The sequence below is a fragment of the Gemmatimonadaceae bacterium genome (assembly GCA_040882285.1).
GTDB lineage: Bacteria > Gemmatimonadota > Gemmatimonadetes > Gemmatimonadales > Gemmatimonadaceae > JACDCY01.
The window spans coordinates 21499-43847 of sequence record JBBEBQ010000003.1 but is presented as its reverse complement, the minus strand read 5'-3'; the positions used below and the strand labels follow the sequence as shown (position 1 = coordinate 43847).

Annotated in this window: 27 protein-coding genes; 14 read left to right on the top strand and 13 right to left on the bottom strand. The window is 68.8% G+C overall.

The genetic code is table 11. The features are described from left to right. Positions 1-964, bottom strand: a 964-nt coding sequence (locus WEA80_00495; protein MEX1185052.1) for a carboxypeptidase-like regulatory domain-containing protein, incomplete at its 3' end; no start/stop codon positions are given. Positions 965-1092: 128 nt separating this feature from the next. Further along, positions 1093-2466 (bottom strand): amino acid permease, encoded by a 1374-nt coding sequence (locus WEA80_00490; GenBank protein MEX1185051.1) that lies wholly within the window; start codon positions 2464-2466, stop codon positions 1093-1095. A 50-nt stretch (positions 2467-2516) separates the two neighbouring features. Between WEA80_00490 and WEA80_00485 the strand changes: the two genes are divergently transcribed. Genes WEA80_00485 through WEA80_00475 form a run of 3 tightly spaced genes read left to right on the top strand, consistent with a single transcriptional unit; the run spans position 2517 to position 4578 of the window. Then, on the top strand, positions 2517-2807 hold the full coding sequence (locus tag WEA80_00485) for a hypothetical protein (GenBank protein ID MEX1185050.1): 291 nt from the start codon (positions 2517-2519) through the stop codon (positions 2805-2807). After that, positions 2786-3688, top strand: coding sequence for a COX15/CtaA family protein (locus WEA80_00480; GenBank protein MEX1185049.1), 903 nt, complete (start codon positions 2786-2788; stop codon positions 3686-3688). Before WEA80_00485 ends, WEA80_00480 begins: the two co-directional genes overlap by 22 nt. Continuing rightward, positions 3688-4578 carry a heme o synthase gene (locus tag WEA80_00475; GenBank protein ID MEX1185048.1) on the top strand — a complete coding sequence of 297 codons (891 nt, stop codon included), beginning with the start codon at positions 3688-3690 and terminating at the stop codon, positions 4576-4578. The genes WEA80_00480 and WEA80_00475 overlap by 1 nt, the downstream gene beginning before the upstream one ends. Here WEA80_00475 and WEA80_00470 read toward each other — a convergent pair. Beyond that, positions 4562-5365 (bottom strand): hypothetical protein, encoded by an 804-nt coding sequence (locus WEA80_00470; GenBank protein MEX1185047.1) that lies wholly within the window; start codon positions 5363-5365, stop codon positions 4562-4564. The genes WEA80_00475 and WEA80_00470 overlap by 17 nt on opposite strands. Positions 5366-5405: 40 nt before the next feature. Between WEA80_00470 and WEA80_00465 the strand changes: the two genes are divergently transcribed. Continuing rightward, the gene (locus WEA80_00465; GenBank protein MEX1185046.1) at positions 5406-6461 is read left to right on the top strand and encodes a hypothetical protein; all 1056 of its coding nucleotides are present in this window, start codon (positions 5406-5408) and stop codon (positions 6459-6461) included. On the opposite strand, the gene WEA80_00460 is transcribed toward WEA80_00465, so the two are convergent. Then, positions 6451-7626 (bottom strand): M24 family metallopeptidase, encoded by a 1176-nt coding sequence (locus tag WEA80_00460; protein MEX1185045.1) that lies wholly within the window; start codon positions 7624-7626, stop codon positions 6451-6453. The two genes, WEA80_00465 and WEA80_00460, sit on opposite strands and share 11 nt — an antisense overlap. Before the next feature lie 179 nt (positions 7627-7805). Here WEA80_00460 and WEA80_00455 point away from each other — a divergent pair, with 179 nt between their 5' ends. Next, entirely contained in the window at positions 7806-8168 is a 363-nt protein-coding gene (locus WEA80_00455) for a four helix bundle protein (GenBank protein MEX1185044.1), read from the top strand. A gap of 69 nt (positions 8169-8237) precedes the next feature. Here WEA80_00455 and WEA80_00450 read toward each other — a convergent pair whose 3' ends face one another. After that, complete coding sequence (locus WEA80_00450) at positions 8238-8846, bottom strand: hypothetical protein (protein MEX1185043.1); 609 nt, start codon at positions 8844-8846, stop codon at positions 8238-8240. A 78-nt stretch (positions 8847-8924) separates the two neighbouring features. On the opposite strand from WEA80_00450, the gene WEA80_00445 reads away from it, so the two are divergent. The 8 genes from WEA80_00445 to WEA80_00410 are packed head-to-tail and all read left to right on the top strand — an operon-like array spanning position 8925 to position 16120. Beyond that, positions 8925-9716, top strand: coding sequence for a DUF92 domain-containing protein (locus WEA80_00445; protein MEX1185042.1), 792 nt, complete (start codon positions 8925-8927; stop codon positions 9714-9716). Next, positions 9703-11178 carry a radical SAM protein gene (locus WEA80_00440; protein ID MEX1185041.1) on the top strand — a complete coding sequence of 492 codons (1476 nt, stop codon included), beginning with the start codon at positions 9703-9705 and terminating at the stop codon, positions 11176-11178. The genes WEA80_00445 and WEA80_00440 overlap by 14 nt, the downstream gene beginning before the upstream one ends. Continuing rightward, complete coding sequence (locus tag WEA80_00435; protein MEX1185040.1) at positions 11175-12419, top strand: NAD(P)/FAD-dependent oxidoreductase; 1245 nt, start codon at positions 11175-11177, stop codon at positions 12417-12419. Before WEA80_00440 ends, WEA80_00435 begins: the two co-directional genes overlap by 4 nt. Beyond that, positions 12416-12895: a flavin reductase family protein gene (locus tag WEA80_00430; protein MEX1185039.1), complete on the top strand. Its 480-nt coding sequence runs from the start codon at positions 12416-12418 to the stop codon at positions 12893-12895. The genes WEA80_00435 and WEA80_00430 overlap by 4 nt, the downstream gene beginning before the upstream one ends. 11 nt (positions 12896-12906) lie before the next feature. Next, positions 12907-13593: a methyltransferase domain-containing protein gene (locus tag WEA80_00425; GenBank protein MEX1185038.1), complete on the top strand. Its 687-nt coding sequence runs from the start codon at positions 12907-12909 to the stop codon at positions 13591-13593. Further along, positions 13590-14126, top strand: a complete 537-nt coding sequence (locus WEA80_00420) for an SRPBCC family protein (protein ID MEX1185037.1) — start codon at positions 13590-13592, stop codon at positions 14124-14126. Before WEA80_00425 ends, WEA80_00420 begins: the two co-directional genes overlap by 4 nt. Next, positions 14123-15364 (top strand): beta-ketoacyl-ACP synthase II, encoded by a 1242-nt coding sequence (gene fabF, locus WEA80_00415; GenBank protein MEX1185036.1) that lies wholly within the window; start codon positions 14123-14125, stop codon positions 15362-15364. Before WEA80_00420 ends, fabF begins: the two co-directional genes overlap by 4 nt. A 48-nt stretch (positions 15365-15412) precedes the next feature. Then, complete coding sequence (locus tag WEA80_00410) at positions 15413-16120, top strand: aquaporin (protein MEX1185035.1); 708 nt, start codon at positions 15413-15415, stop codon at positions 16118-16120. Here the strand turns inward: WEA80_00410 and WEA80_00405 are convergent. From WEA80_00405 to WEA80_00390, 4 genes are read right to left on the bottom strand one after another with little or no spacing between them, the layout of a single operon-like run. Further along, complete coding sequence (locus WEA80_00405) at positions 16117-16383, bottom strand: DUF167 domain-containing protein (GenBank protein ID MEX1185034.1); 267 nt, start codon at positions 16381-16383, stop codon at positions 16117-16119. The two genes, WEA80_00410 and WEA80_00405, sit on opposite strands and share 4 nt — an antisense overlap. 7 nt (positions 16384-16390) lie before the next feature. Beyond that, positions 16391-16603, bottom strand: coding sequence for an inorganic diphosphatase (locus WEA80_00400; protein MEX1185033.1), 213 nt, complete (start codon positions 16601-16603; stop codon positions 16391-16393). Beyond that, complete coding sequence (locus WEA80_00395) at positions 16604-16873, bottom strand: hypothetical protein (GenBank protein ID MEX1185032.1); 270 nt, start codon at positions 16871-16873, stop codon at positions 16604-16606. It abuts the gene before it with no gap. After that, positions 16870-17286, bottom strand: coding sequence for a hypothetical protein (locus WEA80_00390; protein MEX1185031.1), 417 nt, complete (start codon positions 17284-17286; stop codon positions 16870-16872). The genes WEA80_00395 and WEA80_00390 overlap by 4 nt, the downstream gene beginning before the upstream one ends. Before the next feature lie 58 nt (positions 17287-17344). On the opposite strand from WEA80_00390, the gene WEA80_00385 reads away from it, so the two are divergent. After that, positions 17345-18301: a tetratricopeptide repeat protein gene (locus WEA80_00385; protein ID MEX1185030.1), complete on the top strand. Its 957-nt coding sequence runs from the start codon at positions 17345-17347 to the stop codon at positions 18299-18301. Here WEA80_00385 and msrA read toward each other — a convergent pair. From msrA to cobA, 4 genes are read right to left on the bottom strand one after another with little or no spacing between them, the layout of a single operon-like run. After that, positions 18298-18768 carry a peptide-methionine (S)-S-oxide reductase MsrA gene (gene msrA / locus WEA80_00380; GenBank protein ID MEX1185029.1) on the bottom strand — a complete coding sequence of 157 codons (471 nt, stop codon included), beginning with the start codon at positions 18766-18768 and terminating at the stop codon, positions 18298-18300. The genes WEA80_00385 and msrA overlap by 4 nt on opposite strands. 32 nt (positions 18769-18800) lie before the next feature. Then, positions 18801-19778 (bottom strand): porphobilinogen synthase, encoded by a 978-nt coding sequence (hemB, locus tag WEA80_00375; GenBank protein ID MEX1185028.1) that lies wholly within the window; start codon positions 19776-19778, stop codon positions 18801-18803. Between the two features lie 2 nt (positions 19779-19780). Further along, positions 19781-20761, bottom strand: coding sequence for a hydroxymethylbilane synthase (gene hemC / locus WEA80_00370; protein ID MEX1185027.1), 981 nt, complete (start codon positions 20759-20761; stop codon positions 19781-19783). After that, positions 20754-22301: a uroporphyrinogen-III C-methyltransferase gene (cobA, locus tag WEA80_00365; GenBank protein ID MEX1185026.1), complete on the bottom strand. Its 1548-nt coding sequence runs from the start codon at positions 22299-22301 to the stop codon at positions 20754-20756. The genes hemC and cobA overlap by 8 nt, the downstream gene beginning before the upstream one ends. Positions 22302-22349 lie beyond the last annotated feature (48 nt).

Sequence of the window (22349 nt, the reverse complement as noted above, 5' to 3'; positions counted from 1 at the left end):
CACGGAAAGTGGTTCCCGGTGAGGTCAGGCCGTCCACCTCATAATTGACGAAGAAGAAAAGCCGGTTCGGGATGATCGGACCACCTATGCTCATTCCGACCTTTCTGTAGTTGAACTGGCCCGGGTCGACCTTGTTCTCGCCCGCATTCGTCCCGTGCAGCAGCTTGCGGTTGTCGCGGAATGCCCAGTACAGCGAGCCTCGCATCTGGTTCGTGCCGCTCCTCGTAACCGTGTTCACACCGGCGCCGACGAAGTTGCCTTGTCGGACGTCGTATGGCGCGATGTTGATCTGGAGCTGCTCGATCGCGTCCATCGAGATCGGCGCGACACCGGTCCGGTCGCCCGGCTGCCCGGCGAGACCGAACGAATTGTTGAAGTACGAGCCGTCGACCGTGACGTTGTTCAGCCGGTTGTCCTGGCCGGCAAAGGAGAAGCCGAACCCCGCGCCGCTGTACTGCGGCGTCAGGCGGGCGAAGTCCTCGATCCGGCCGGAGATCGTCGGCAGCCGGGAGATGGCTTCCCGACCAACGGAGGTCGCGGCGCCCGTTCGGGCGGAGCTGAAAATCCTCTCGCCTTCCGCAGTGACGGTCACGGCGCCGAGCTGGACGGCCGTCTCACGCAGCGTGAACCTGAGGTCGGTCGTCTGGCCCAGGTTGACGAACACGTCCTCCCTGACGTCCGCCTCGAAGCCGATCACCGTCGCGGTGACACGATACGGTCCGCCGACTCGCATGCCCGGAATCGTGAATCTTCCGTCGGCACGAGTGCGGGCCTCGTACGTCGTTCCCGAAGGCACGTGCACGGCCACGACCCGGACATCGGGACGACCGGCCGCGGCCGCGTCGTTCACCGACCCCGCGATGGCGCCGGTCGTGACGCCCTGTGCGCCGGCCGCCGGCGCGGCGGTAAATGATAGGATCGCGACCACAACGGTGGACGCGACGCGGACGAGTGATCTTGTCATCGATTTCCCTCTCGAGCGTCTGGGGGGGACAATGCGGCTCTCATGAGCGCGGACAAAATAGGACATCGTGCGGCTACAAGCTACGCCTCCAGCGGCGCCTTGCAACCATTGATTTTGTATCGGTTTCATCACTCGGTGCCACGTCGCGAGCCACCGGTCAGATAGTAGATCGGAATCCCCAATAGGATGGCTCCGAACACTGCCATGGTCGCGAGCCGGCTTCCCGGATCGAGTAAAGCATTGCCCAGCAAATAGATGGTCGCTGCGATGAACAGCGCCGGAACCACCGGATACCCGGGCACGCGGAACGGCGGCTGGTACCCGGCCCGGCGGCGCAGGAGGTAAATCCCCGCGACTGCCCACGCGTAGAACGGTACGATCGCGGTCACGAACGCGTCCGCCAGGTTCTCGAACGTACCGACGAGAACGAAGAGCGCGCCCAGCACCGTGGCCGTAGCGATGGCGACGTGCGGAGTCTGGAAGCGCGAATGCACCCGCCCCAGATGGCGAAACACCGACCCGTGCTCCGACATCCCGAACAGCACGCGAGGCCCGGTCAACAGCGACCCGTTGAGCGTGCCGAAGGTGGAGATCATTACGGCGCCGACCACGAACGCCAGCCCGGCCGGGCCCATCGCCTTCGACGCGACGTCCGCGGCCACGAGCCGGGAGGTCCGCATGCCGTCCACCGACAGCACCGAGAGATACGCCAGATTGGCGAGCAGGTAGACGCCGATCACGGCGAGCGTCCCAATGATGATGGCCTTGGGGAGGACCCGCTGCGGATCCTTCACCTCGCCCGACACCTTGCTCAGGTCCGCCCAGCCGTCGTACGCCCACAGCACCGAGACCAGCGCCAGCCCGAACGCGCCGACCGAGACCGTCGCGCGCGTCGCGTCCGGAACGGCCGGCGTAGCCACCGCGGCCGCCGCGTCGCCCCCGAGAGCTACCGCGAACGCGAGCCCGATGATCACCAGCAGCGCGCCGTACTTCGCGATCGTGGTCGCGTTCTGCAGCAGTGTGCCCCAGCGCACGCCGCAGTAGTTCAGCGTCCCCACCAGAAGTATCGCCCCGGCCGCGACGTAGTGGACCTGGTCGGAGTACGGGGCCACGCCGGGATCGTAGCCCAGCGCGCGCACGAAGTACTCGGCAAACGTCGTGGCGATCGCGCCGAGCGCGGCCGCGCGGATGATCGTCAGCTCGGCCCAACCGTAGAGGAACGCCGGCAACCTGCCCCACGCTTCCTTCAGGTACACGTACGGCCCGCCGCTGCGCGGGAACGCCGCCGACAGCTCGGCCACCGTCAGCGCGCCGCACAGCGCGAACGCGCCGCCGGCGACCCACACCAGCATCATGGCCGTGGCGTCCGGCACCCGGTCCGCGATCGCGGCCGGCGAGCGGAAGATCCCCGATCCGATGACGGATCCGACCAGTATGGCCACCGCCGACCAGAGCCCGATGGTGCGCGGAAGGTCGGTATTCCCGCGATTCGTGGAATTCATGGCGACAAACGGTAGTGCAAAGGCGGATGGGTGGCGAGTACCTTCCTGCCATGAGTCCCGGTCTCGCGCGCATGATATTCTGGGTGGCCGCAGCCTCCTGCGCGGTCGCCCATGGCGCGCTGATCTGGTCCGTGGTGACGGGCGCGGCATCCGGCATCTATCCCGACGACCGCAGGAAGCGTCCGCGGCGGGGCGGGATGCGCTGGGGGCCGGACAGGCGATCCACGACGACGGAGAGCGCCGCGTCTTCATCGCGAGAGCTCGAGATCGGCTGGGCGCTGTTGCCCGCGCTGGCCATCGCCGCACTACTGATAGCAACTTGGTACGCGCTGCCGGTCTGAGGCGGATCGCGTACGCATCGCTCGCGCTCGCCTACATGCAGGCGGTGCTCGGCGCGGTCGTGCGGATCACGGGCTCGGGGATGGGGTGCGGCGACCACTGGCCCCGCTGCCACGGCTACTGGTTCCCGCCGCTCGACCGCCTCGACCTGATAATCGAGGTCACGCACCGGTACGTAGCCGCCGCGCTGACGCTCGCCGTGCTGGCCCTGCTGTTCGCGGCGTGGCGCGGGCGTACGTCGGCGGGTGTGGGTGGACGCGGCGGAATCCTCCGCCCCGCCGTCGCCGCGGCATTACTCGTCGTGGCCGCCGCTCTGCTCGGCGCTGTGACCGTGAAGCTGGAGCTGCACGCGGCGGCGGTGGTGATTCATCTGGCGCTGGCCATGGGTCTCATCGCCGCTCTATCGCTGGCCGCCGTGCGAAGCTCGTCGCTTTCGGGCCGAGCCATCGCGCCCACCTCGCCGCGCACGATTCGTGGCTCGACAACCGCGGCGGTCATGGCGTTTTTCGCGGTTCTCCTGGGTGGCGCGACCGCGAACATGGCCGGTGCGGCTGTGTCGTGCATCGGGTTTCCCCACTGCCGCCGCGTCTCGCTGGGCGGCGCGGCTCTGTTCGTCCAGGTGAGCCACCGCATTCTCGCTTTCCTGCTGCTGTTTCATCTGCTCGGCATGGTGCTCGCGCTGCGCAAGCGCGGCGAGCCCGCCGCCACGAACCTGTGGGTGAAGATCGCCTTCTTCACCGCGCTGGCGCAGATCCTCGTCGCGGCCGCGATGGTCGAGACCGGGCTGCCGCTGCAGCTGCGCGTGTTGCATCAGGCACTGGGCACTCTCGTCTGGCTCGTCGTTTTCGTCTTCGCGGCGGTCACGCGGCGGCCGGCGAGATAATGCCGTCCGCGGCCGCGCCGTCGGGGGGGCCGTTCGGCCGCGACCTGCTCGCGCTCACCAAGCCGCGGATCATAAGCCTGCTGCTAGTGACGACCGTGGCGCCGATGTACGTCGCCGGCCGGCCGTCCCTGCTGCTGATCCTCATCGTGGTGATCGGCGGCTATCTGATGGCGGGCGGCGCGAACGCGGTCAACATGTATTTTGACCGCGACATCGACGACGCGATGGCGCGGACCAGGCTCCGGCCCATTCCGAGCGGCAGGATGTCTCCCGCCGCGGTGCTCGCGTTTGGAGTCGCGCTCGCGAGCGCGGCCACGTTCCTGCTCGCGCGGTTCGCGAACGTGCTCACGGCGGTGCTCGCGCTGGGCGGGTTCTACTTCTACGTCTTCATCTACACCCGCTGGCTCAAGCGCTCGACCCCGCAGAACATCGTCATCGGCGGAGCGGCGGGCGCGTTTCCTCCGCTCGTGGGCTGGGCCGCCGTCACCAATCAGATCGATCTCACCGCGCTGTATCTGTTCGCCATCGTCTTTTACTGGACGCCGCCGCACTTCTGGGCGCTGGCCCTCCTCAAGCAGAAGGACTACGGCAACGCCGGCATACCGATGGCGCCTCTGGTATGGGGCGAGCGCGAGACCATGAACCAGATGCTCTGGTACATGTTCATCCTGATCCCGCTGACGGTGCTGCCGGTGACGTTCGGGGCGCTGGGTTGGATCTATCTGGCCAGCGCTCTGCTCCTGGACGCGATATTCCTCGGCGCGGTCCTCAAGCTGCGGGCGACCGCCGCGTGGCAGGGCCACGCCTGGTGGCTGTACCGGTTCTCGCTGCTCTACCTCGCGCTGCTCTTCCTGGCGATGGCGGTGGACCGCGTCATTGCGCGCCCGTAGCGGGGTTCACCGGCGGCGCGCGATCGCCGAACTTCACGACCGCCGATGCTCCACCGGGGCCGATCGTCAGTGAATGACTGGTGACGCCGAGCGCGGGATGCCACGCCTTGAGCGTGTACGTGCCCTGCGGAACGTCGTCGATGGTGAAGCTGCCGTCCTTCCCCGTCACCGCGAAGTACGGATGATCGAACGTCGCGACCCACGCGCGCATCCAGGGGTGCGATGCGGATTTCACCTCCAGGAGCACCGGCGCGGCGAGCTGCCGGTCCAGCGGGATCACCTGTCCCGCATCGGTGAAGGGGAGATCGATCACCGTCTCGCCGGTCCGGGAGTCGATCGCGTGGCTCCGGTAGATCACCGGATCGTCGTTCCTCACGTTCAGAGCGCCACCGGTGACTATGGCCTGCACGCGCGGCGTGAAGCCGCACTTCTGCGACACCAGCTCGAAGCGCTTCGCCACCGGCAGCGGCCGGCCCGTCCTGATGTTGTCGAGCCACACGACGACGTCGGCCAGCGAGCTGTCCTGCATGGTGAGGGTAGGCACGTGGATGGTAGCGCCGCACACGTTCTGATCGCGTCCCGGTGTCACCGTCGAATCGTCCGGCCGGGTGCCGGTGAACAGCACCGCTCCGCGGAGCGGCACGCCGTTCACGACGGCGGCCGGGCGGTACGGCTCGGTCGGGGGGGCGATGACCGTGATCCGCGGACCGTTTCCGTTGGGAGACTTGGCGTACGCCGGCTCGTCGTCGCGCGAGCACCCGGACGAAATGAGCGCCAGGACTGACATCCCTAGCGCCCCGTGTCGCAGCATGGACCTTTCAATTGCCATGACTAACGGTAACGCACAAATAGTACCCGGGGCCGCCGGATTTCCGCAGCCGGGCATAGCCCGGCGCGCGTTTGCGGCAGCCACGATCACGCTACTGGCTGGAGCGCTCGCCGGATGTGCGTTTCTCCGCTCGAATTCGCCCGTGCCGGAGGAATGGATGTTCGTCAGCTTTCCTCCGTCCAGCATGACGGCGTGGGCGCGCGCCGACTCGCTCGCGGAGGCGGGAACCGTCGTCGCGATGGGATGCGCTTCGCCCGACAGCTTGGTCTTCTCCGCGGAAATTAGTTGTGCCGAGATCCCGAGGGACGACCTGCGGAAAACCCGCCGGCTGTTGATCGTGACGAACTGGAGCATGCGAGGCTATCAGTCCGACATTCTTCGCATCGTAATGTCCCATGCGGAGACGCGCGAACGGTTCGCCCAACGAGCCGTCTGGCTCGCGGAGGAGCGCGACTACGTGGGAATGCTGCTCGATTTCAGGTCGTTGGGTCCACGCGACGTTCCCGCGCTCGCGGCGCTCGTCACTGACATTCGTGCCGCCGCGCGGGCGAGGGATCTCTCACCCGTCGGAATCGCCGTCCCCGTCGCCGACACCGCGGCGTACCCCGGCCGACAGCTTGGTCCGCTGACGGATTTCCTTGCGCTGCAGCTGGAGACCGAGCCCGCGTCACCCGGACCGCTCACGCCGCGCGAGATCATGGCGAGACATATCGGCGCGCGCGCGGCGGAGATCGGCGCCCACCGCGTGCTGCTGCTGATCCCCGCCGACGGCTACGCGTGGCTCGCCGGTGAGGGACGCCGCCGCGTGTCGTTCGAGGAGGCGGTCGCGCTCGCCCGCGATTGGCGCGTGGAGCTCGTGCGGGACGAATCGAGCTCGACCCTGCGCGCGAGAGCGCCGGGACGCGGCGAGATCTGGGTGAACGATGCGATGCTGATCGCCGATATCGTGCGCGACGCGCGGCGGTTGGGCATCAGGCGATTCGCGTTGTACGGCCTGGGCGGCGAAGACCCGGCGATCTGGCCGACGATCGCGCCGCGGCCCGTCACACGATGATCAGGTCCCGCTGAATATCCTTCGGCGTCACGACGAGATCACGCGCCACGAATGCGTTGACCTCGGTACGCATCCCGACGTCGCCGCGTAGATAAACCCCGGGCTCGATCGAGAAGCCGACTCCCGGGAGGAGCGCGCGCTCCTCGCGGGTCTCGAGGTTGTCTATGTGCGGACCCGAGCCGTGCAGGTCGCGCGGGTCGATCGAGTGGCCGGTGCGGTGGATGAACTGCGGGCCGAAGCCTCGCTGCTCGATGACCGCCCGCGCCGCGTCGTCCACTTCTCCGCCGCGGACCGGCGTCGGGCCGGCCAGCCTCTCGCGCAGGAGAGCGATCGCCGCATCGCGCGCGTCGCGGATGGCTTCCCAGACCTTCAGGCTCCGCGCGTCAGGCTCGCCGAGCGACCCCATCCAGGTCTGGTCCGCGTACACTCCGTTCGCTTCGCGCGCCCAGAGATCGATGAGCAGAACCGCGCCGCGCTCGATCGGCGCGGACTCCCCGGCGGTCGGCTCGTAGTGGGGATTGGCCGCGTTGGGCCCGATGGCGACGATGGGTCCGTGGTCGGTCTCCAGCTTTTCCTTCGCGAACCGGTCGAGGATCCACTGCTTCAGCTCGAACTCCTGCATCGGCGAGCCCGAGCGCGCCCGCTCGCCCGCGAGCGACATCGCAGCGTGCGCGATGCCGGCGATCGTCTCCGCGGCGCGCTGGTGCGAGGCGAGCTGCGCATCATTCCACACGGCATAAAACCGCGTGACCAGATCCGCCGACGATTCCACCGTGGCGCCCGCGGCGCGCACCATCTCGATCACGCCGGCCGGCACGCGGTCCAGATACGGCACGGCGTCGCCCGCGGAGTACTCCATCGCCACGCGCTTGCCGCCGACGACCTCGGCGAGCATCGATTCGAGCACGCGCCAGCCGCTGTACTCGAGCTTCTTCCATTCGGCGGGCCAGTGCTTCCACGGGCCCTGCTCGATCGCGTGGGAGATCGCCACGGGGGTCCCTTCGCGGGGGATGAAGGCGAACAGGCGGCGCGTGGTCATGCCCTCGAGGCGGAGCATGCCGGAGGCGATGGGGTTGAGGCCGTGAAAATCGAAGATCAGCCACCCGTCCGTCGTCGATTCCCTGATGGCCTGTTGAATGGATGGAAGGGATTGGGGAGTCAGCATTGCAAGGCGGAGATAGGGATCAAGAGCGGATGGAAGGCAGGGCGCGGTGTGCGTTTCCCGTTTAACCGTTTTTGCGTTGGGACGTTATAGCCGGGACGGCGGCGATGTCGCGGGGTGGTTCGTATCAGCTCGAAGTTTTTTGATGGGCTAGTGCAAGAGGCAGAGGATCAGCCTTCGGCGTGCAGGACTACCGCAAATTACGCGTTTGGGGCCAGGCGCACGCTCTTGCCTTGAACGTCAGGCTCGCCACCAGCCGTCTTCCGCGCACTGGATACACCTCTCTTCGTTCGCAGATAACCGCTGCAGCAGAGTCGATCGCCTTCAATATCGTGGAAGGTTGCGGGGCGGCCAGTCAGGCCGAGCTTGCGCGTTTTCTCGACATCAGCCGGAAATCCAGCATGGAGCTGGAGTATCAACTTCAGCTCGCCCGGGACCACGGGATACTGCCCCGTGCCCAATGGGAATCCCTAAATGCAGAAACGATCGACGTCAGACGAATGCTTTGCGGCCTGCGATCCAAGGTGCTGGCCGCATTGCAGTAAATAGGCACGCAATAACGCACCACGGAAAAACGGGAAACGCACAACGCTCGGGCTAGTCCAACCCCCGATCTATCTCCACTCCGCCCGCCATTCGCACGACCCTTCATCCCGGTCCATGCAGCGCACGTGCTCTATCGCCCCGCCCCCGTCCACCAGCAGCCGTAACAGCTCGCCGAGATTGGCCTCGTAGAACGTGCAGCCGATGCCGCGCGGGGCGGTGTTGGCGGTGGCTGATTCGCCCACCGACAGCATGATGTAGCCGCCGACCCTGCTGAGCGAGCCGTTCAGGTAGCGGCGCGCGACGCGGCGCGCGCCCGACAGCGCGAGTGGCCGGGATATGACAGCCGGAAGAAAGCGCACCAACCCCCGGCGCGTCCCCGAGATCGAGTCGTACATCTCGCCCGCCAGCCGCCTGCCGGCGCCGCGGAACACCGCTTCCGCGTCCGGCCGGCGCCCGATCAGCTTCGCAATCGCGATCGCTTTATCGTTGCCCACTCTCCGGTTCTTCTTCACGTCGTCCGTGTACCGCTGGATCTCAGCGTACACGGTGTCACTGAGGCCGAGTCGCTTGTTGCGAAGCTCGTGGACATATTCGGCTTCCGTGTCCTCGGGCGTATCAGCCCCACGTACGGATTCGAGCAGGCTGAGCGGAAGGAGGGCGTCGACTGTGGCTGGCATTGTCGCGGAAGTTTTTTGCGTCTCTAGTGAGCGCCCAAGCTAATCTGCGCCTGAACACCCTTCAACGCTCATGACGCCATGATGCTCCGTTTGGTAATCGGCGCGGCCCTCGCGGCGATCATCGCCGCAGCCGCGGCCCGGGCGCGGCTGCTCTCCACGACGGGCGCGCTCGCCGCGGCCGTCGTCGGTACGGCGGCGGTCACCGCGGGGTGGAGCTGGGGGATCGTCCTCGTGGTTTTTTTCGCGCTGACTTCGGGGTTCTCCGCGTACGGCGCCGAACGCAAGCGGGCGCTGACGCGGGGCGTGCTCGCCAAGAGCGCCACACGCGACGCGGTGCAGGTGCTCACCAATGGAGGAGTGTTCGCCGTCGCCGCTCTGGGCTGGCTGTTCGCCGGGACACCCGTGTTGCTTGCCGCCGGAGCCGGCGCGATCGCCGCCGCGGCGGCCGACAGCTGGGCGACCGAGACCGGCATCGCATTCGGTGGTGTCCCCCGCTCGATAATCTTTTGGACGCGAATGACTCGCGGCACGTCCGGTGGCGTGACCATCGCGGGCTTCTTCGGCGCCGCCGCCGGAGCCGCCGGGATGGCCGGAACCATGCTACTTATTGGATGGCCACGTGCCGTCGCCCTCGCGGCAGTTTTTTCGGGTATGTTCGGCATGATCATTGACTCGGTCCTTGGCGCGACGTTGCAGGCACGCCGATTCTGCCCCGACTGCGGCACCGAGACCGAGCAGCCGGTACATGATTGCGGCAGGCACACGCAGGTGATTCGTGGAGTGCGCTGGATGGACAACGACCTGGTCAACATGCTGGCTACGCTGTCGGGCGCGGTGATCGCGGGGATTCTTCTTGTTGTCGGCGTATAACCCGCCGGTCGCTTCGCGCGGCGCGAGCGCGGGCTCGCGGGCGCGCGTGCTGCTCGTGAGCACGAACACCGAGCGGCAGCCCTATCCCGTCATGCCGAACGGCCTCGCGGCCGTCGCGTCGTCGCTCGAGCACGCGGGCCACGACGTGCGGCTCCTCGATCTCTGCTTCGCGCGCGCGCCGGCCGCCGCCGCGGGTGCCGCCGCGCGGCGATTCGAGCCCGACGTCGTCGGCGTGTCCGTGCGCAACATCGACAACAGCGACGTGGTTGCGCTGCAGCACTACACGCCGGAGGCGGCGGCCGTCGTGCGCGAGCTGCGCTCCGCCTCACCCGCGGCCCATCTCGTCGCGGGCGGCGCGGCGTTCGGAGTCGCGCCCGAAGCCCTGTTCGCGGAGCTGGGCGTCGACTACGCCGTCGCGGGCGACGGCGAGCGCGCCAGCGTCGCGCTCGTGGCGGCGCTCGCGGCAGGCGAGGAGCCCAAGGCGATTCCCGGACTCGTGCGGCGCGGCGAAGGTGCGATCGCCTTCACGCCCCCGGGCGAGGATGCCGACCTGGATTCGCTCCCGCCGCTCTCGCTCGCGCGCTGGATCGATCTCAAGCGCTACCAGCGGCACGGGGCAACAGTACCGGTGCAGACCAAGCGCGGCTGCGTGTACCGCTGCGTGTACTGCACGTACCGGAACGTGGAAGGATTCGGGTACCGCACCAGAAATCCCGCGCTCGTCGCGGACGAGATAGCCGAGCTGCGCCGCGACGCGGGCGTGCGCCACGTGGACTTCGTGGACTCGACGTTCAACTCTCCGCCCGGCCACGCGATCGAAGTGTGCGAGGAGATCGAGCGGCGCCGGCTCGGCGTCCAGCTCGACACGACGAACTTCACTCCCGCGACCGCGCCGCGCGAGCTGCTGTCCGCGATGCGCGCGGCCGGGTTCCGCACCCTCGGGATCACCGCCGAGAGCGCGAGCGACTCGGTGCTCGACCGGCTCGAGAAGGGATTCACCGCCGCCAAGGCGCGGGAAGTCGCCGGGCGCGTCGAGCGCGCCGGCATCCGCGCGCTCTGGATCTTTCTCGTGGGCGGACCGGGTGAGACGCCGGCCACGCTCGAAGAGACGTTGTCGTTCGCCGCGTGGCGCCTCGGCCGCGGCGACGCCGTGTACCTCACCGTCGGACTCCGCATCTACCCCGGCACGACGCTGCACCGGATCGCGCTCGAGGAAGGCGTAGTGGCCGCGGGCGACACGCTGCTCGCGCCGCGCTTCTACTTCTCGCCGGCGCTCGACTTCGACAGCGCCGTCATCCGCCTGCGCCGGTTCGCGGCGGATCACCCGCGCTTCATGTTCTCGGCCGATTCGCGCTCCGTCATCCTGCCGTATCTCACGCGAATGGCGTCGGTGCTGCACCTGCCGCGGCCGCACTGGCGGTACATGGGGCTGTTCCAGCGCATGGCGAGGGCCGTGGCGTGAGCGGCACGCGCGCGTTGGACGCCGACGTGATCGTCGTGGGCGCGGGCCCGGCGGGGTCGGCGACGGCGTTCTTTCTCGCCTCACAGGGCGTGGACGTGCTCCTGCTCGACCGCGCGGTGTTTCCGCGCGACAAGATCTGCTCCGAGTATCTCAGCCCGCAGGCGTCGCGCATCCTACAGGCGATGGGCGCGCTCGACAAAGTCGAGGCCGCCGGCGCCGCGCGGCTGGCCGGGATGATGGTGCGCGCGCCGAGCGGATTGAGCTTTCGCGGGAGGTTCGCCGGCGCGCACCGCTTCCGCGGCTTCCGCGACGACGGGCTGGCGCTGCGGCGCACGATCCTGGATTCGATTCTGCTCGCGCAGGCCAGAGCCGCGGGCGCGCGCGTGCGGGAGGAAGCGAGAGTCGTCGACGTCGCGCGGGACGATGCCGGACGCGCGACCGGCGTGGTCGTCGCGGACGCGGACGGCCGGCGCACTTCCCTCGGAGCGCGGCTGATCGTCGGCGCCGACGGACTTCGCTCGGTCGTGTCGCGCAGACTCGGCCTCGCCCGGCGCTCCCGCTGGCCGAGCCGGATCGCGCTCGTGTCGCACCATTCGGGCGTAGCCGGGATGGGCGACGTCGGCGAGATGCACGTCGACCGTGCGGGCTACTTCGGGCTCGCTCCCGTCGGCGGCGGCGTGATAAATGTCGCGCTCGTCGTCCCGGTCGCGCGCGCGCAGGACATCGCGGGCGCAAGAGAGGAGTTCTTCGAGGAATGGATCGACGACCGGCCGCACCTGCGCGAGCGGTTTGCCGGCGCGCGGCGCGTGACGCCCGTGCGCGCGACCGGCCCGTTCGCGTCGGCGGTGCGGCGCGCGTGGGCTCCGGGCGCCGCCGTGGTCGGCGACGCCGCGGACTTCTTCGATCCGTTCACCGGTGAGGGGATCTACGCCGCGCTCCGGGGCGGCGAGCTGCTCAGCTCCTTCGTGCTGGAATCGCTGGCGGCCCCGGCGCGAAGCGCGAACGCGCCGCTCGCCGCGTACGACCGCGCGCGGCGCGCGGAGTTCGGCGGGAAGTGGCGGCTGGAGCGTCTCGTGGGCGCCGCGGTGGCATTCCCGCGAATGATGAATCGCGCCGTGCGCCTGCTGTCGCGCCGCCAGGATCTGGCCGATCTGTTCGTCGGCGCGGCCGGCGACTTCGTGCCGCCGCGCGAGGTGCTACGCCTGTCCAACCTCGGTTTGCTGCTGGTCGCCGGACGATGACCGGGATCGACGAATACCGGTTCCGCAGCGTGCTGAGCAGGTTCGCGAGCGGCGTGACCGTGGTGACCGCCAGGGGCGGCGACGGCGTGGACCACGGCATCACCGTGAGCGCGTTCTGCTCGCTGAGCCTCGATCCCCCGCTAGTCCTCGTGTGCATCGACCACGCCGCGGTCATGCACGGCATCCTCGATAGCGCCGCGGCGTTCACCGTCAACGTGCTCGCCGCGGACCAGGAGGACCTGGCGCGCAGGTTCAGCGATCCCGACGATGACCGGTTCGAGGGCACGTCCTACACGCGGGGGGCAAACGGACTGGCGCTCCTCACGGGCGCGGCGGCGCGGCTGGAGTGCGCGCTGACGCACCGCTTCGAGGGCGGCGACCACACGATATTCGTCGGCCGCGTCGAGGCCGCGGACGCGAGCGACGCGCAGCCGCTGCTCTACTATCGCGGCGGATACGCGAGCTTCGGAGCTTGAGAGCGCCGACGATGCTCACACCGGCCCGACGCCATGGCAGCGAGATACTCGACGAAAAGGATCTCGATCCGCGCGTCGTGCGCCGATCGATGAGCGACGTCGTCCGCGCCAACGCCCTGTTCGGCGGGGCGTCCGCGCTGCTCGCGGAGCTCGAGTCGACGATCGGCGATCTCCCGCTCATGGCGACGCTGCTCGACATCGGCACGGGGCTGGGAGACATTCCCGCGCGGGCGAGGCACCTGGCCTGGGCGCACGGCGTGCAGCTGCGCACGATCGGACTCGACATCGCTCCCGACCTCGCAGCCGCGACCGCGGCAAAGGTGGATGCGGCGGTCTGCGCCGACGCGCTCCGGCTCCCCTTCGCGGACGACAGCGTGGACGTGGTCACGTGCTCGCAGCTGCTGCATCACTTTCCGGGCGCCACCGGGACGGCGCTGCTGCGCGAGCTGAGCCGCGTGGCGCGCGTGCGTGTCGTCGTCAGCGACCTCCGCCGGAGCTGGATGGCGGCCGCCGGACTGTGGCTCGCGTCGTTCCCGCTGCGCTTTCACCCGGTCAGCCGGCACGACGGAGTGGTCTCCGTGCTGCGCGGATTCACTCCCGCGGAGCTGCGGGAGCTGGTGCGCGACGCCGTCGGCGAGAACGTGCGCGTCTGCCGGCGGTTCGCGTTCCGGGTGACTACCAGCTGGGCGCCGCGATGACCGGCGCGGCAGGGAGTGGATCGCTCGGCGCGATGCCGCTCGGCCGCGCGATAGAGACGATCGACGAGCGCATCGTCGCCGCGGCCCCGACTACCATGTTCGACGTGGCGCGCGACGTGGAGAGCTGGCCCGCGCATCTCCGACACTACCGGTACGTGCGGTTTCGCGCGCCGGCGCCTGAGGGAGTGCCGGTCGTCGAGATGTCCGCGTATCGTCATTTTGGTCCTATCGGATGGCCCACGTGGTGGCTATCGCTCATGGAGCTGATTCCGGAGCGGCCCGCAATTCGCTTTCGCCACATCGGGGGCATAACCAGGGAGATGGATGTCGAGTGGAGCTTCGAGCCCGTTGCGGCGGGAACGCGGGTGAGGATCGTGCACGCGTGGGATGGGCCGCGCTGGCCGCTGATCGGCGTGTACGCCGCGCGGCGCGTCATCGGTCCGGTGTTCATCCACGGCATCGCGAGCCGCACGCTCGCCGGGCTGGCGGCGGTCGCCGAGCGCGCCGCTCTGCGCGCAGGGGAGGGCTCATGAAGCGCCGCCGCGTCGCGATCACCGGGATCGGCGCGATCACGCCGATCGGAATCACGCACTCCGCGCTGCTGCGCGGGCTGCGCGACGGCCGATCGGCCGTGCGCAACGTGACGCGCTTCGACCCGACGCCGTTCCGCAGTCGTAACGCCGCCGAGGTGAGCGACTTCGTCGCCACTGACCATCTCGACGCGAAGCGCGCCCGCCGGCTCGACCGGTTCGCGCAGTTCGCGGTGGTCACCGCGCGCATGGCGCTGGACGACGCCGGCATCCGCATGGAGCGCGAGGACCGGGAGCGGATCGGCGCGATGATGGGCACGGCGCTCGGCGGGGTCGCTTACGGTGAGCAGCAGATGGGCGTGTTCATGCGCGATGGGCTGCGCGGCGTCGACGCCACGCTCGCGCTGGCGGTGTTCGGCGGGTCGGCCAGCTGCAACGTGGCGATCGAGCTCGGCGTGCAGGGGCCGAACTCGACGAACTCCATGAGCTGCGCGTCGGGGGCGATCGCGATCGGCGACGCGTTCCGCCAGATCCGCGACGGCTACGCCGACGTGATGATCGCGGGCGGCGCCGAGGCCCCGCTGTCGCCGCTGTGCTTCGGCGCGTTCGCGCTGATCCGCGCGATGTCCATTAACAACGACGATCCCGAGCACGCCTCGCGGCCGTTCGACCGCCACCGCGACGGCTTCGTGATGGGCGAGGGCGCGGCCACGCTGATCCTCGAGGAGTACGGCCGCGCGGTGGCGCGCGGCGCGCGCATCTACGGCGAAGTCGCCGGCTTCGGCGTCACCAACGACGCGCATCACATGACCGCGCCGCTGCCCGACGGCTCGCAGGCCGCGCGCGCGATGCGGATCGCCCTGGCGGACGCCGACGTGTCACCCGCCGACATCGAGTACGTCAACGCGCACGGCAGCTCCACGCAGCTCAACGACTCGACCGAGACCGTGGCCATAAAGGCCGTGTTTGGCGAGCACTCACGCCGGCTTCTCGTCAGCGGCACGAAGGGCTACTACGGTCACGCGCTCGGTGCGTCCGGCGCCATCGAGGCGGGGATATGCGCCCTCGCGCTCGAAGAGAACTGGCTTCCGCCCACGATCAACCTTACCGTCGCGGACGAGGCGTGCGATCTTGACTACCTTCCCGGCGCCGGCCGCGAGCGGAGAGTCGAGCACATGCTGACCAACTCGTTCGGGTTCGGCGGAATCAACGCGGCGCTGGTGCTGCGTCAGGCCAGTTAAGACAGAAAACCAGCCGGCCCAGCCGGCACTCACAGCGGAGGGAGGAGCATGCGGGACTCGCTGAGGCACTTTACGGCGGAGCTCATCGGCACATTGGCGCTGGTCTTCGTCGGCGGCGCCGCGATCATGGGCACGGCCATATCCGGATCGCAGGCGAGTCTGGTGGAGATCGCTTTCGCGCACGGACTGATTTTCGCCGTGATGGTCACCGCGCTGATGCGGATCTCGGGGCACTTCAATCCCGCGGTCACGCTCGGCTTTCTCGCCGTGCGGCGCATCGAGCCGATGATGGCCGGCGTCTATCTCGTGGCGCAGCTGCTCGGCGCGATGCTCGGCGCGTATCTGCTCAAGATCGTCTTTCCCGATCCCATTTTCGCCGCGGCCCGCGGCGGCGGCCAGTTCATCTCGCTCGACATCACCGGGACGCAGGCGTTCGTCGCGGAGATGATCGCGACGTTCTTCCTGGTACTGGTGGTGTTCGGCACGGCCGTCGATCCCAAGGCTCCCCGGGTGGGCGGCTTCGCGATCGGCTTCACTCTCGCCGCCGGCATACTCGCGATCGGGCCGATCACGGGCGGATCACTCAACCCGGCGCGCTCGTTCGGGCCAGCGGTCGCGAGCGGCATGTACGAGGGGCAGCTCATCTACTGGACCGCGCCGATCCTCGGCGGGATCATCGCGGCAGTGCTCTACGAGTATCTCTTCATGCGCGGCGCGCCGGAGCCCGTGGATCACGGCACGGTGACGCCGGCCTAGACGCCCAGCCGCGCGCGGGCCTCGTCGGCGTCCATTCCGGCAACTTCCACGATCTTGTCGCGCGAGCGCTCGCCTCGCGCGATGGTCACGTCGCGCACGGGAACGCCGAGGAGTCCGGCGAGAATCTCCCGCACTTCCCTGTTGGCGCGGCCGTCGAGCGGCGGCGCCGCGCAGCGGATCTTGACGGCGTCGCCGTGAAGGCCGGCCAGCCCGGTCTTCTTCGCGTTCGCGACCACGTGGATCTTGAGCCGCGCGGCGCCCACCGGACGATCAGGGACCGTGCTGGAGATACTTCTTCTCGTACCGCCGGATCGAATCGAGGATGACTTCCGCCGCGAGCTCGCTCTTCTCCCGCCGCTGGATCTCCGCGCGCCTCCCCTCGAGGTCCTTGTAGATCGAGAAGAAGTGCTCGACTTCCTTGCGGTTGATCATGACGAGGACGTCGAGCGGATCGCCGTCCTCGTGCAGGTGGGCGGGCCCCATTCAGCGCTTCTCGAGATCGCGCTCCCCTGGCGTCATGCGAGCGGCGCGTCCCTCGCCCGGATGCGCCTGCGCCTCGTGAAAGCGCTCGCCCTTGAGTCGCACCGACTCGACGAACCCTTCGTACTCGCGGTCGCTCAGCTCCTCGGCTATTCCCGGTATCAGCCCCTTCACCAGCGTGACACGCTCCGCGAGCGTGAGCGCGTTGATCTCCTGCACGAGCTTGCGGAGAACCGGATGGTTCATCCAGTCGGTTTCCTTGCTGGTAGTCATTCCGGTCCCTTTCCCATTTTCCTTTCGCCGCGCAGGATCTTCGACAGGAGATTGTTCTGGCGCTGCAGCAGGAATCGCATCGCCCGCGTCTCATGATGCGTGCGAGTGAGCATCAGCGCCAGGTCCGCGCCGCCCCACAGCAACGCGGCGAACGCCAGCAGGCGCACCGCCTCGCCCATGATGGTACCCGGCGTCACCGGCATCCCCGAAGGATCGGTGACCGTCAAATAGATCTGCGCGAGCATGACGAAAACGAGAATGGCCGCGACCGCCTTCAACAGGATCGCGACCAGGCGAATCCCGCGCATGGGCTCCCGGTCCTCGTGCCGCATGGGCAGCTTGGTAGCCGGCTGCGCTCCGCCGCGCCTCCGTGGGGGCTCGCTACCTATGCCGTCGTCGTCGTATTTCGCCATAATTCGCTCGCCTGCCGTCGATGTCCGGCGTGTCACTCCAACGGAATCGGAAATAGCTATGCAAGCAATCGGCCGCCGATGCGCGGCGTACGCGCCACTGGCTCTCGCTCTGGGACTCGCCTCCTGCCGGCTGGCGCCGCCGGCCGCGGGCACAACCGCCGCCGGCGCTCAGCCCGAAGCGATGTCGCTGCTCGGGGAGCCGCTGTACAGCCCGCCGATTCCCGCGGCGGCGCGCGCGGTGTACGAGCAAAGGCTCGCCGAAGCCCGCCGGGCGTACGATCGCGCCCCGGGCAACGCCGACCCGATCATCTGGCTCGGCCGCCGCACCGCGTATCTCGGGCGCTACCGGGAAGCCATCGCGATTTTCACCGAGGGGATCGCGAAACATCCGGACGACGCGCGCATGTATCGCCACCGCGGGCACAGATACATCACCGTGCGGGAGCTGGACAACGCGATAGCCGATCTCACTCACGCCGGAGAGCTGACTAAGGGCCAGCCGGACGAGATCGAGCCTGACGGGATTCCAAACGCGCGCAACATCCCGACGAGCACCCTGCAGTCCAATATCTGGTACCACTTGGGGCTCGCGCACTACCTGCAGGGCGACTTTGACCGCGCGCTCCCGGCATACCGCCAAGCGATGCGGGTCTCCGGCAACCCCGACATGCTCGTGGCCACGTCGCACTGGCTGTACATGACGCTGCGACGGCTGGGCCGCAATGTGGAAGCGGAAGCGGTGCTGGCTTCGATCTCGCGCGACATGGACATCATCGAGAACGACGCGTACCACCGGCTGCTTCTCCTGTACAAGGGCGAGCTGTCGCCGGATTCCCTCGCTCCGTCAGGCACCGCTGCGCTCACCGATGCTTCCGTCGGCTACGGCCTGGGCAATTGGCATCTGTACAACGGTCGGCGCGAGGAAGCGATGAAGGTTTTCAGGCGCGTATTGAGCGGAGGCAACTGGCCGGCGTTCGGCTACATCGCCTCCGAGGCGGAGCTCGCGCGGCACTAGACCTTACAGCTCACCATCCCGCGCTTCTCCAGATAGCGCTGGTGATAGTCCTCGGCCTCGTAGAACGGTCCCGCTTGCTCTATGGCCGTGACGATCGGCCCCCGGTACAGCTTCGACGCGTCCTGCGCGGCCTTCGACTCCTCGGCCAGGCGCTTCTGCTCGTCGTCGTGATAGAAGATCGCCGAGCGGTACTGTGAGCCCACGTCGGGCCCCTGCCGGTCCCGCGTGGCTGGATCGTGCATCTTCCAGAAGGCGTCGAGCAGCTGCTGATAGGTGACCCGTGCCGGATCGTAGGCGACTTCCACTACCTCGGCGTGACCGGTCGTCCCGGTGCACACGTCCTTGTACGTGGGGTTCACAATCGTCCCGCCGGAATATCCCGACACCGCGTCGGTGACTCCCGGGATCTGCCTGAACGCGGCCTCGACACCCCAGAAGCACCCCGCGCCAAAAGTCGCCTTTGCCATTCTCTCTCCGGTTCGGTTGTCGGCGGGCGGAATCACTCGCGCAGCCGTGCCGCCGCTTCCACCGCAAAATACGTGACGATGAGGTCCGCTCCAGCGCGCCGGATCGCGACCAGCGACTCCATCATCACCGCCGACTCGTCGATGGAGCCGAGCGCGGCGGCGGCCTTGATCATCGTGTACTCGCCGCTGACCTGGTACGCCGCGATCGGATGATCAGTTTCCTCGCGCACGCGCCAGATGAGGTCCAGGGAGGGACCGGCGGGCTTCACCATGATCGCGTCCGCGCCCTCCTCGAGATCCGCGCGCACTTCCCGCAGCGATTCCCGCGCGTTCGCGGGATCCATCTGATACGAGCGCCTGTCGCCGAAAGCGGGCGCGGATTCCGCGGCATCCCTGAAAGGACCGTAGAAAGCCGACGCGTGCTTGGCGGCGTAGCTCAGGATCGCCGTGCTGTGAAAGCCGTCCGAATCCAGCCGCGCCCGGATCGCCGCCACGCGGCCGTCCATCATGTCGCTGGGGGCAACGATGTCCGCGCCCGCCGCGGCGTGCGACGCGGCCGCGCGCGCGAGCAGATCGAGCGTCGCGTCGTTGTCCACCTCGCCATCCCGCACGATCCCGCAGTGCCCATGCTCCATGTACTCGCACAGGCACACGTCGGTGACGACCACGATTCCGGGGAACTCCCGCTTGATGGCGCGCACCGCCTGCTGTACCGCGCCCTGCTCGCTCCACGCCTCCGAGCCGGTTGCGTCCTTGCGCTCGGGGATGCCGAACAGGATCACGCCGCCGAGGCGATGCTCGGCTGCGCGCTCGACGTCCCGCAGCATTTCGTCCACCGACGTCTGCGCCACTCCCGGCATCGACCGCACGGGGTTGCGCACGCCGGCGCCGTCGCGCACGAACAGCGGCAGCACCAGCCGCGCGGGCGTGAGATCGGTCTCGCTGAACAGCCGCCGCAGAGCGGGCGTCCGGCGCAGACGACGGGACCTCGATTCGGGAAATCTCGCCAAGCTCACTCCGGCTGAGGGGGTGTGACGTCCGCGGCCGCTCGCAGCTCCGCCAGGATGCTGGATCCGCCGCGCGCGCGAATCTCGGCGGCGAGCTCCCGACCGGCCAGCTCCGGGTCCGCGCCGTCCACCGTTCGCGAGCCGCGCACGATCTGGCGGCCGGCGACGTCCGAGATCAATCCGTGTAAAATGTATTCGCCGGCTCCATCCTTCGACGGCATCACCAGCGCGCCGATAGGCACCTGGCAGCCGCCCTCCAGCGCGGCGAGGAACGCGCGCTCGGCGCTGACGGCCGTACGCGTCGGTGCGTGTTCCAGCGGCGCGGTGAGCGACCGCATCCGCTCGTCGGACGCGCGTATCTGCACGGCGATCGCGCCCTGCCCCGCCGCCGGCAGCCATTCCGGCGGCTCGAGGAAAGCGCCGATGCGCTGGCTCGCGTCCAGCCGGATGAGACCCGCCGCAGCCAGGACCGCCGCGTGGAATTTCCCCTCGTCCATCTTCCTGAGCCTGGTCGGGACGTTGCCGCGCATGTCCACGACGTCGAGGTCGGGCCGCGCGGCCAGCAGCTGCGCGCGACGCCGGAGACTCGAGGTTCCGACGCGCGAGCCGGACGGCAAATCGGCGAGACTGCTCGCATCCGTCACCGGATTGATCACGAGCACGTCCCGCGGGTCTTCCCGCTCGAGGATCGCTGCCAGCTCGAGCCCGTCGGGCTGCTCGGTGGGAAGATCCTTCAGCGAGTGCACGCAACAATCCACTTTCTTTCGCCGAAGAGCGGATTCCAGCTCCTTCGTGAATAGTCCCTTCGCGCCGATCTCGCGCAGGGGCTCCTGCGTCTTCTTGTCGCCGGTCGTCCGGATTTTCACGATCTCGACGGTCACGCCCTGCGCGACGAGCGCGGACTCCACCATCGCCGCCTGCCGCAGCGCCAGCTCCGACGCCCGCGTTCCGATCCTGACCACGTCGCGCACGGTCGTCTCACCCACGGGTGTACGTCCCGACTATGGCGTCCACCAGTCCGTCGATCGTCGACTCCGCTGCTTCGATCGTGACGTCGAGACCCGCGTTGCGCGCGGCCTCGGACGTGATCGGCCCGATCGAAGCCGCGGCCGCGCCATGCGCGGCGGCCGCGCCCACGGCGTCCACGAAGCCCGTCACCGCCGACGCCGACGTCAACGTGACCAGATCGACCTCGCCCTGCTCCAGCGCCGCGCGGAGATTCTCGGCCCCCTCGGGCTGCGGCACCGAGCGGTACACCGACAGGAGCGTGACCGTCGCGCCCAGCTCTTCCAGCCCCGCGCGCAGCACGTCGCGCGCGCCCTCCGCGCCCACGTGCAGCACGCTCGCGCCGCGCAAGTCGTCGCGCTCGCGCAGCGCATCGAGCAGCCCTTCCGCGACGAACCGGTCGGGGATCACGTCGACCGCGATGCCGTGCTCGAGCAAGGCGCCCGCGGTCGCCGCTCCCACCGCGGCGATCCTGATTCCCGCGAGCGCGCGCGCGTCGCGCCCGCTCGACAGCAGCTGCTCCCAGAACAGCGACACGCCGTTGCGGCTCGTGAACACGATCCACTCGAACGCGCCGAGCTGCTCCAGCGCCGCGCGAAGCGGATCGAGATCGAGCCGCGCGATCCGCACGGCCGGCACCTCGAGCACGTCCGCGCCGAGCTCCCGGAGCCGGCCGCTGAGCGCGGGCGCCTGCTCGGCCGCGCGCGTCACCACGATGCGCTTGCCGAACAGCGGGCGCTTCTCGAACCAGGCGATCTCGTCCCGCAGCAGCACCGGCCAGCCGATGACGGTGACTACGGGCGCCTTCAGCCGCTCGCGCTCGATCGCGTCGCACAGCGTGCCGAGGGTCGCGACCACCGTGCGCTGCCTGGAGTGAGTGCCCCACTGGATGGCCGCCGCCGGCGTTTCCGCGGGCAGCCCGCCTTCGATGAGAGCCGCCGTCGTCTGCGGGAGCGTCTTCACTCCCGTGTACAGCACGATCGTGCTGCCGCTCTTCGCCAGCGCTCCCCAGTTCGTCGGGCTCGACAGCCTGGACGGGTCCTCGCTGCCGGTCACCAGCGTGACGGATGAAGCCATGCCGCGGTGCGTGACGGGAATTCCGGCGTACGCGGGCGCGGCTATCCCCGCCGTTATCCCGGGAACGATCTCGCAGGAAACGCTCGCCTCGGCGCACGCGATCGCCTCCTCGCTGCCGCGACCGAACACGAACGGATCGCCGCCCTTGAGCCGCACCACGCGCTTCCCTTCGCGCGCCAGCCGCAAGATGAGCTGATTGACGTCTTCCTGCGTCACCGACCGCTTGCCGCCGCCGCGCTTCCCGACGTAGAACAGCTCGGGGAACCCCGCGGATACCGCGTCGGGCGGTAGCAGCGCGGGATTGGCCAGCGCGTCGTACACGATCGCATCCGCGCTGTCGATCAGCTCGCGGCCGCGCACGGTGATCAGGCCCGGATCGCCCGGGCCCGCACCGACGAGAAAAACCTTTCCTTCCGCCATCGCCACCCCGGCTTCCGAGAGCATCGCCGTTAACGATAGTCGCTGGGCTTTGCTTTCGGCTCGCCCCCTTCC

Bases quoted from the DNA above. Each gene is read 5' to 3' on its own strand.
- WEA80_00490 (MEX1185051.1), bottom strand. From the start codon at position 2,466: ATGAATTCCACGAATCGCGGGAATACCGACCTTCCGCGCACCATCGGG.
- WEA80_00485 (MEX1185050.1), top strand. From the start codon at position 2,517: ATGAGTCCCGGTCTCGCGCGCATGATATTCTGGGTGGCCGCAGCCTCC.
- WEA80_00475 (MEX1185048.1), top strand. From the start codon at position 3,688: ATGCCGTCCGCGGCCGCGCCGTCGGGGGGGCCGTTCGGCCGCGACCTG.
- WEA80_00470 (MEX1185047.1), bottom strand. From the start codon at position 5,365: ATGTCAGTCCTGGCGCTCATTTCGTCCGGGTGCTCGCGCGACGACGAG.
- WEA80_00465 (MEX1185046.1), top strand. From the start codon at position 5,406: ATGACTAACGGTAACGCACAAATAGTACCCGGGGCCGCCGGATTTCCG.
- WEA80_00460 (MEX1185045.1), bottom strand. From the start codon at position 7,626: ATGCTGACTCCCCAATCCCTTCCATCCATTCAACAGGCCATCAGGGAA.
- WEA80_00450 (MEX1185043.1), bottom strand. From the start codon at position 8,846: ATGCCAGCCACAGTCGACGCCCTCCTTCCGCTCAGCCTGCTCGAATCC.
- WEA80_00445 (MEX1185042.1), top strand. From the start codon at position 8,925: ATGATGCTCCGTTTGGTAATCGGCGCGGCCCTCGCGGCGATCATCGCC.
- WEA80_00430 (MEX1185039.1), top strand. From the start codon at position 12,416: ATGACCGGGATCGACGAATACCGGTTCCGCAGCGTGCTGAGCAGGTTC.
- WEA80_00425 (MEX1185038.1), top strand. From the start codon at position 12,907: ATGCTCACACCGGCCCGACGCCATGGCAGCGAGATACTCGACGAAAAG.
- WEA80_00420 (MEX1185037.1), top strand. From the start codon at position 13,590: ATGACCGGCGCGGCAGGGAGTGGATCGCTCGGCGCGATGCCGCTCGGC.
- fabF (MEX1185036.1), top strand. From the start codon at position 14,123: ATGAAGCGCCGCCGCGTCGCGATCACCGGGATCGGCGCGATCACGCCG.
- WEA80_00410 (MEX1185035.1), top strand. From the start codon at position 15,413: ATGCGGGACTCGCTGAGGCACTTTACGGCGGAGCTCATCGGCACATTG.
- WEA80_00400 (MEX1185033.1), bottom strand. From the start codon at position 16,603: ATGGGGCCCGCCCACCTGCACGAGGACGGCGATCCGCTCGACGTCCTC.
- WEA80_00395 (MEX1185032.1), bottom strand. From the start codon at position 16,873: ATGACTACCAGCAAGGAAACCGACTGGATGAACCATCCGGTTCTCCGC.
- WEA80_00390 (MEX1185031.1), bottom strand. From the start codon at position 17,286: ATGGCGAAATACGACGACGACGGCATAGGTAGCGAGCCCCCACGGAGG.
- WEA80_00385 (MEX1185030.1), top strand. From the start codon at position 17,345: ATGCAAGCAATCGGCCGCCGATGCGCGGCGTACGCGCCACTGGCTCTC.
- msrA (MEX1185029.1), bottom strand. From the start codon at position 18,768: ATGGCAAAGGCGACTTTTGGCGCGGGGTGCTTCTGGGGTGTCGAGGCC.
- cobA (MEX1185026.1), bottom strand. From the start codon at position 22,301: ATGCTCTCGGAAGCCGGGGTGGCGATGGCGGAAGGAAAGGTTTTTCTC.